We start from the raw sequence: 1,105 nt of genomic DNA, 5'->3' as shown, positions 1-1,105 counted from the left end.
CCGGGGGGACGTCGCGCGGCGGGGGCCGGTGGGGACACTGGCGAGCACGGGCACCGCGAGCGCGGACTCCAGGGCCGCGGGGTCGTTGACGCCCGGGTTCAGCGACTTGCGCGCGAAGGCCAGCGCGACGCCGAACACCAGCCCCAGCACCACGCTGACCGCGAACACGTCCGGCTTCAGGGGGCGCACGGGCAGGCGCGTCACCACGGGCGCGTCGATGATGCGCGCGTTGGTGATGTTGCTCGACCTGAGCACCCGGTACTCCTGGGCCTTGTTGTTCAGCTGGAGGTACAGCTCGTTGGCCACGTTCACGTCGCGCGTGAGCTGGGCGGACACGCGCTCCGCGTCCGGGATGCCCTTGAGCCGGGTGTCCAGCGCGTTCCTCTCCGTGCGCAGGCGCGCCAGCTTGCGCTCCGTGGCCACGAGCAGCGGGTGGTGCTCGGTGAAGCGCTGGCGCAGCTCCGAGCGCTCCAGCGCGAGCGTGGAGAGGTCCTTGTCCAGGTCCACGCTCCGGTTGAGGACGGCCTGCACCTCCAGCCCCAGGTCCACGCCGCCCTTGCCGGCGCGGTAGTCGCGCAGCGCGGTCTCCGCCTGCTCCAGGCCCTGGCGCAGGCCGGGCAGTTGGCTGTCCAGGAACGACAGCGTGCGGCCCGCGTCCTCGCTGCGGCGCTCCACGTTGGAGCGCACGTACGTGTCCGCGATGGCCTGGAGCGTGGTGGTGGCCAGCACCGGGTCCGGCCCGTCCAGGGTCAGGTTGAGCACGCCCGTGCCGGCGCCCTTCTCCCCCATGCGCAGCGCGCGCTGCAGGTCCTCCACCACCGCGAGCTTCGAGCGGCGCATCACCTGGAAGCGAGTTCCCGGCCGGGCGTGCAGCTCGGTGACGAACAGCTCCACCTCGTGCGGCGCGCCCGTCTCCGTCTGGGCGCCGGTGCCCACGGTGCCATTGATCACGACGCGCCCTTCAGGTCCCCACAGCGCGTACGCGCCGTCCGCCTTCGCCTCGAGCGTGAGCGGCAGGTCCTCCCACTCCATGGGCACGTTCAGCCGCTCCACCTGGAGCTTCTCCCCGCCCCAGGCGTACGAGGCCCCGCCCTGTCCCCTATAC

General features: G+C 72.6%; 1 protein-coding gene. It reads right to left on the bottom strand.

The features are described from left to right. A partial coding sequence (locus tag D7Y21_RS41225) for a GNVR domain-containing protein (protein ID WP_304988585.1) occupies positions 1–1,105 on the bottom strand: 1,105 nt, incomplete at both ends.

It is taken from the genome of Corallococcus sp. AB045 (assembly GCF_003668895.1).
Lineage (GTDB): Bacteria > Myxococcota > Myxococcia > Myxococcales > Myxococcaceae > Corallococcus > Corallococcus coralloides.
Note: the sequence above shows the minus strand (reverse complement) of the source record. Positions and strands in the feature narration are given on the sequence as shown.